General features: G+C 65.0%; 7 protein-coding genes. 2 read left to right on the top strand and 5 right to left on the bottom strand.

Annotated elements, in window-relative coordinates:
* Positions 1-161 precede the first annotated feature (161 nt).
* Together ABUW04_RS05930 and ABUW04_RS05925 are read left to right on the top strand one after the other, a co-directional pair.
* Complete coding sequence (locus ABUW04_RS05930; protein WP_449341747.1) at positions 162-1,436, top strand: hypothetical protein; 1,275 nt, start codon at positions 162-164, stop codon at positions 1,434-1,436.
* Positions 1,437-1,838: 402 nt separating this feature from the next.
* Complete coding sequence (locus tag ABUW04_RS05925; protein ID WP_380563387.1) at positions 1,839-2,195, top strand: hypothetical protein; 357 nt, start codon at positions 1,839-1,841, stop codon at positions 2,193-2,195.
* A gap of 19 nt (positions 2,196-2,214) precedes the next feature.
* Here ABUW04_RS05925 and ABUW04_RS05920 read toward each other — a convergent pair whose 3' ends face one another.
* The 5 genes from ABUW04_RS05920 to ABUW04_RS05900 form a co-directional block, all read right to left on the bottom strand.
* The gene (locus ABUW04_RS05920) at positions 2,215-2,460 is read right to left on the bottom strand and encodes a DUF7848 domain-containing protein (RefSeq protein ID WP_030260328.1); all 246 of its coding nucleotides are present in this window, start codon (positions 2,458-2,460) and stop codon (positions 2,215-2,217) included.
* A gap of 560 nt (positions 2,461-3,020) precedes the next feature.
* A complete protein-coding gene (locus tag ABUW04_RS05915) occupies positions 3,021-3,851 on the bottom strand; it encodes a helix-turn-helix domain-containing protein (protein ID WP_380563385.1) in 831 nt (276 codons plus the stop codon).
* The gene (locus ABUW04_RS05910; RefSeq protein ID WP_380563383.1) at positions 3,848-4,360 is read right to left on the bottom strand and encodes a DUF6879 family protein; all 513 of its coding nucleotides are present in this window, start codon (positions 4,358-4,360) and stop codon (positions 3,848-3,850) included. The genes ABUW04_RS05915 and ABUW04_RS05910 overlap by 4 nt, the downstream gene beginning before the upstream one ends.
* Positions 4,344-4,565: a hypothetical protein gene (locus ABUW04_RS05905; protein ID WP_380563381.1), complete on the bottom strand. Its 222-nt coding sequence runs from the start codon at positions 4,563-4,565 to the stop codon at positions 4,344-4,346. The genes ABUW04_RS05910 and ABUW04_RS05905 overlap by 17 nt, the downstream gene beginning before the upstream one ends.
* A gap of 178 nt (positions 4,566-4,743) precedes the next feature.
* Positions 4,744-6,465: an alpha/beta fold hydrolase gene (locus ABUW04_RS05900; RefSeq protein WP_380563379.1), complete on the bottom strand. Its 1,722-nt coding sequence runs from the start codon at positions 6,463-6,465 to the stop codon at positions 4,744-4,746.
* Positions 6,466-6,523: the final 58 nt, after the last annotated feature.

Here is a 6,523-nt window from a genome sequence, read left to right as displayed (position 1 = left end):
CCGTTCACAACGGAGAGTTGCACGGTGGCCCACCCTGTCGGCAGGGAGCGGAAGCTACCCGGGCCCACGCCCCCGGCGCACCACCCCACCCTGATCGGCTACACCACGCCAAGGGACGCGATCACCTCTCCTACCGCACAGCTGATGACAAGGGCAGCCTGGTGGTGGAACTGCTGCCCTGGGATCCGCCGGAGTACGAGCCTGTGTGGAAGGCAGCCGCCCGTTCGTCCCATCGGGAGCTTGTCCTGCGCTACCGACTGCACACGGTCCCGCCTGGCATCCCGACCTGGTTCATCGCCCGCGAGCACCGCTTCACCCGGGACCTGCACTGGCGCACCGGGGTGCTGCTGGAGCACCCGGATCGGGCCCATGTGGCGCTGCTGACAATGGACCGGCTTACCAAGACGGTGGAGTTGCGGGTGCGCGGACCCTATCCGCAGGACTTCTTCGCGGTACTCAAGGACGGCTTTGAGGAGACCCTGGAGCGTTACCCGGGACTGGGCATCGACCGGTTGGTGCCGTGCCCACTGACCGCCTCGGACGGCACCTCGTGTCCGCACGAGTTCCGACATGAGCAGTTGGTATCTCGGATCGGCCTGATCCCGCCGCGCGAGCTGATTGAGTGCCCGATCCACATCGCAGACTTGGACGTGCGCCAGCTATTGCAAGGCATCGAACCCCCTGACCAGCAACGCTCCGAGAGACTGGCCCAGTCCGTGGCCGCGATCGTATTGCGACAAACGGAGCAGATGAGCCTGCAGGCCCAGCAAACCAAACAGTTCAACCGAGATGTCCTGGAACGGCTCGACGAGATCAAGATTAAGCAGGACGCGATCGCTGCGGAGCAGCAGCGCACTTTCCTGGCGTCGTTGCGGCTGCAGCAATCGTGGCAGGCAGTGCAGTGCCCGAGTGTGGTCACGATGGAACACGTGCGCAGGCGAGCCGGTGGTCTGCTGGGCTCAGTGGTCCGGCTGCACCTGTACTGCGAGGCTCCCGGCCAGTGGCATCACCTGCCCGACGCGGTCCCCTACGAGGTGAAGCTGACGCCCGAGACCGCCGCCACTGTGCTCCCGTACGCGCAGAAGATTCTGTCGGTGCTCAAGTACGTGGTCCCCGTCGCTGGAGCCAGCATCGGCATCGCCTCCGAGGACTTGGCCAAACACCTGAAGGGTGCCGTGGAGACTATGGAAGCACTGGTTGCTGGGCTTCCCGAGGAACTCGCTGACAGGGGCACCCTCGACGGAATCCGTTCGATGATCCGCACCGCTAGCGGCGCCGAGTTCCGGGCGATGCATCAGTTGCTGAGCACTCTGGACCCCAAGCAGATTTGGGGCGGCCTCACCAAAGTCCCCACCCCCGAAGGACACGTCTACTGGCTGTGCACTATCCATGCCGACCAGTACCGCGGACTGCCAGGAGAACTCCCCCAGCGGTAACTCAGGAGCGGACCGTGATGGAGACGCTCAGGTGTCCTGTGTTCTCAAGGGCCACTGACGGGCGCAGTCGGTGCAGGGCGTTGCTGAATGCTGTGGTGAGGCTGGCGGCGTCGGCCAGATCGGTGAGTAGCCGCGGGCCGACGTGGCTGACGACCCCGCGGCCGCCAGAAGAGACGACGAGCATGGGATGGACCCGTGTTGGTCAACGGCCCTGACCGTACGGTGCTGCCAGCCAGCCAGCACTCGACATCGGGCTTGGCCCGCAGCCACGATCGGTCCTCTGTTGGCCTGTATCGAATCCTGCAAAGTATGTCCATAATGCGAGATACTCCGTCTTTCATGTCGGGATAGATCTATATTCTTGCCGTCCCACGAAGCGAGTGACGAGCGGAGATGTGCCCGATGCCCAAGACGGTTGTCCATGTGTTCCATGACGACGACGACTCCATCGCCACCGGAAGCCGCGTCGCCCAACGGATCCAGGAAGTGGCCGCCGACCACGGCAGCAGCGTCGAGGTCCTCTGCTTCGGGCCGGCCCAGCGCAGGCTCTCTGACGACGGCGGATCGGCAGCCGTCGCCACCTTCAACCGGCAGATCGACGAACTCATCGCAGCGGGCGTCGTCGTCGGAGCCTGCATCAACGCAGCCCGCGCCGAGGGCACCGAAGCCGAACTCACGCAACGCGGCCTCACCCTCCGAGTGGCCCGCGACGAGTTCCTGCGGTTCACCCTGGAAGGCGCCACGGTCATCACCTTCTGACCGGTACGGATCGCCGGACCTACAGCCATTCGCCGAGCTCGGCCGTCACGTAGTCGGCGTAGCGGCGTTGGTAGCGGGCATGGCCGGTGTCGTGGAGATGCTGGGCGATCCAGCGCCCGACCTGCTCCGGGTCTGTCCGCTCGTCCGACGCCGCTCCGCACTCCGACTCGTCGCCGGACACGCAGACGGCGGCGAGCAGCGGCAGTCCGGATGGATCGGGCTTGATCTCATAGTTCCGGAACCGCATGGTCGTTGAGGTACCCATCAGTGCGCCTCCGCTCTCGTCGGTCTGGTCCGGCCGGCCTGTCGCAGGTGTGCTCCCTGCGGGGGGTGTGACAGGGGCAGGAGCAGGTGTGCTGTTCCGGGCTCGCGGTGGGGCAGTCGCGGGAGCTGAAGATCCCGGAGCAGATGGCATGCAGCCGGGGGTGGGTGTCGTCGAAGCAGGATCCGGAGCGTCCGCCGGGTCCGGGCTCCTCGGTACGCGGGGCGGGGTGAAGGCCGATCATCGCCCGCCCTCTGCTACCGCGCTCTCCAGGACGGCCGACAGTTCGTCAGCAGTGCTGGAAGCGCACCGCCCCAACTCGACCATGGGCACGTCCCCCACGGGATATCCGCCACGCAGCGAAGTGAATGCGATCCCGTGGACTGCCAGAGCCGCGCGGAGCCGTTCGGAGGCGACGATGGCCAGCCGATACGGATCGGCCTTCAAGTCCGGTTGAGTGTTTGTCATATTGCTGCTCCCCGTCGCCTTCTGCTGGCTGGTGCGTCAATGATCCGGCGACGAGCAGGTAACTATCCAGTCTGATTCCTGTACCTGACTAAAGATCAACGGAACAGCTGTGCCCATTCCTCGAGGCGCCCGCGTGCGGCGTCGCCCCACAGTGCATAGTGTTCGTACCTGGAAAACTCTTCCATGTAAGTGTCTATGTCCCTGGAGTCTTTGAAGACCATGACCCCGGTCGAAGTCTCAACGGTGGCGATCCTGTGGTCGTAGAGGGTGAAAATATTCAATGGCATTACTGGTATGCGCCCCGCCAGCGGAATAATTCCGATGCGAATGCTCGGAAGTCGGCTGATGGAAACCAGATGGTCCACCTGGACGCCCATCGCAGGCGCGGGCAGCAGAGGCCACCTGGCTGCTTGCTCGGTCAGCAGGAAAGTGAATCTCTTTGAGGTGTCATAGAGGATGGCCTGCCTCTCCAGCTTTCGAGAAATTGCCTTTGAATGATCTCCGGGGACGTCGGCGAGTGTGGCGCGAATATATTCCGGTGTCGAAAGCAGCGAAGTAATCATGGTAGGGAGGAAGAATCTGAGCTCGGTCGATGACTGTTCCATGTCAGCCAGCTCATTCTGCTTCTTCTCAAGCCCTTTGCGGCGCATGGAGCGGAAGTCCTGCCACTCTGTGTTGGCAATGCGGGCAAGTGCACTGACCTCGGCAACCAGCCCGGCGGGGGCCTCGAGAGCCCTCAGGATGCGCTCGACATCTACCAGCGTCGGGACTGTCTTTCCCGTCTCGATCTTGGAAATCTTCGATTGTGACATGTTGCAGCGATTGGCGAGCCGGACTCCCGAGAGTCCGGCCCGCCGGCGAAGTGTTCTCAATGTCTCTGCTAGGTCAGCCTTGGACTGTCCGAGCTGTTCTGGGTCGAGCGTCACGCAGCCACAAACTCCAGGAAGGGAACCGATTCGGCGATGGCGATCTGTTGTGCCTCAAGGAACGGACCGATTTCCCCCTCAAATAGGGTTCGATTGATCTGCTTCCCATCGGGCTCATAATTCATGAGCACTACGGATTTGCGGTCGAAAAGCCAGAAGTCCTGGGCACCTTCAAGCGGGTTCGGCCGGTCGGTAACATCCAGGATCCGAATATCCTCGCCAGCCCTGACGCTGTGGCGGTAGTACCGGGTGAATTCGAATCTGAGATAGTCCGACAGCGGGCGAGTGATGATATGAACCCGGCCTGTGGTGCGTCCTGCTGCCTTGTGCTGCCGAACCCGATTGGTCCACTCGTCCTCTTGGGAATCAGGGAAGATCCCGCCGGCCTTGAAGTGGGAGAACTCATCCGCCTCTTGCGGAACGAGATATTGGGGTAGTGTCTCCAGTCGCCAGGCTTCCCTTTTGTAGTCCCGGAACTTGGCCTTCCACTCGTCACCATCCAAGAGCACGGATTGCCTCCTTCAGGACGTCTTCCGGAATCTCGACCAGTCCCTCGCCTTCAGGCGGCTTGAATCCGGTGAACTGGTTACCCTGCACCACGAACGTGCCCCTGTCCGTGCGGTACACGTTCGGGCAGTCGCCCTGTCCGCACTTGTCGTCCCCGTCGCCGTCTCCGCTACCGGTGAGCCTGGTGAGCCCCGTTGTGTCCGTCACGGTGAACCCCCTGTCGATAGGCACGTGCTTGTGCCCTGGGAACGACGGTATGGGGTCGTATGCGACGCGTCTATGCCATAGCTGAGTTATTCCCGTCTTGGAATAGTTGATCACCGATAGGGCGGAGGAGCCCTGCTGACTGGTCGCCGTGAGGCGGTCAGCGCGGGCTGAGGGTCGATCAGTTCAGAGTCGCCGCTGACACTGGATGATGTACCGGCCGCACGGTGGCACTCCCGAACTGGGCGGCAACAAGAGCCGGATGGGTCAGCTGGGGGTAGTGGCCGGCCCCGGCGACCTCGGTGACTGGATGATCGACGGGAGTGACCAGCGGGTCGGTCGAGCCCACGATGATCTGGACCGGGACACTCACTTGGTCGAGCAGGGCTCGCGACCCGCTGCGTCGGGTGATGTCGGCGCGCAGCGCTGCGGCGACCCGGCGCGCAACTCCGGGACGGTGCAGGTCTGCTGCGGCGCTCTTCACCTCTACTCCGTTGGGGACGCCCAGGGTGCGGGCCAGCCGAGTGGGGGACATGCGGCGCATCAGCGGGGCGGCGAGGGGTGAGCGGGCGAGTGGGGAGGCCGGCGCCTGGAGGAATGACGGGGAGACCAGGACGAGACCGCTGATGCGGGTCGGATGGTCGATGGCGAAGCGCAGCGCGGGGGCGCAGGCGAGGGAGTGGGCGACGAGCACCGGGCGGGTCTGCACCGAGTCCAGCAACTGGGCCAGCCAGGTGTCCATCGGCTGGGCCGTGGCGGACGAGCGGCCCAGGCCCGGCAGGTCGGGGGCCAGCACCGGCCCGGTGAGCAGGGAGGCGAGCGGCGCCCAGAGGTCGGCGTTCATCGGCGCACCGTGCAGCAGGACGTGGTCGGGGCGGTGCCGGTCCCCAGTCAACCAGGTACGGCTGCCGGCAATGGGGTGGAAGCCGTACGGGCGCAGCCAGGGCGAGGTGGCACCGAAGCGGGCGGCCACCAGGTCGTCGGCCCAGGTGTGCAGGGCGTCGGTGGCCGCAGGTGTCCGCAGGCCGGCGTCGGTGGCGAAGGCATGGGCTCCGGCTGTGGGATAGCGGTCGGTGGACAGGAACGACAGTGTCTCGGGATCGGCGCCGGTCAGCTTGCGGGGCAGGTGACGTATCAGGCCGACGGGAACGGTCCGTCGGGGCGCCCGGGTGCCGGTGTGGTCGGCGATCGTGCCGATCAGTTCGGGTAGGCGTGGGGTGGTGTCGTCCAGTACCCAGTGGTGCACACCCGCAGGCGACGTGGGGAGTCGAGCCATGAACCGCACCAGGTGGTCGAGCGCGGTGATCGGCACGAAGGTGTCGGCGCTGCCCGGTACTGCGGGCAGTCGGCCGTTCCACAGATCCTCGACGAGGGTGGCCAGGCCGATGAACTGGCCCGGCCCGATCACGACACCGGGATTGACGATGTTCAGCGGGACGTTCAACTCGCGGGCCCGGGCACGCAGAGCCTGGTCGCCCTCGATCTTCGAGGCCTCGTACGCACCGAGAGCGGCGTAGTCGGGGCTGCCGTCGACCGCGCTCACCCGGTACCCGCTGATGTGCACCAGCCGCCGCAGTGAGGGCAGCGCGGTCGCCCATTCGAGCACGTGGAGTGCCCCGGTGACATTGGTCGCCCGTGCCTCTTCCACTCCGAGGCCGAAGGCGTAGCGCCCGGCGGTGTTGTAGACGTCGCGCACTTCCGGGAGCCCCGAGAGCGGTCGGGTGATGTCGGCCGTGGCGATCTCCAGGCTGCCGGTGTCGACGCCCTGGGAGATGAGCCAGGGGGAGAGGGTGTCCTTGCGCACGGCGGCGGCTACCCGCTGCCCCTGGGTCAGCAGTTCAGCGACGAGGGAGCGGCCGATGAAGCCGGTCGCGCCGAAGACGATTGCGTCCAGCGGATCCATGAGACTCCTTAATAGATCGGTCTACATATTTTTGAGCCATGGAAGGGCCCGCCGATGC

Origin of the sequence: Streptacidiphilus jeojiensis, assembly GCF_042510965.1 — a bacterium.
GTDB lineage: Bacteria > Actinomycetota > Actinomycetes > Streptomycetales > Streptomycetaceae > Streptacidiphilus > Streptacidiphilus jeojiensis.
The sequence above is the reverse complement of the archived record's forward strand: the minus strand, read 5'-3'. Positions and strand labels throughout refer to the sequence as shown.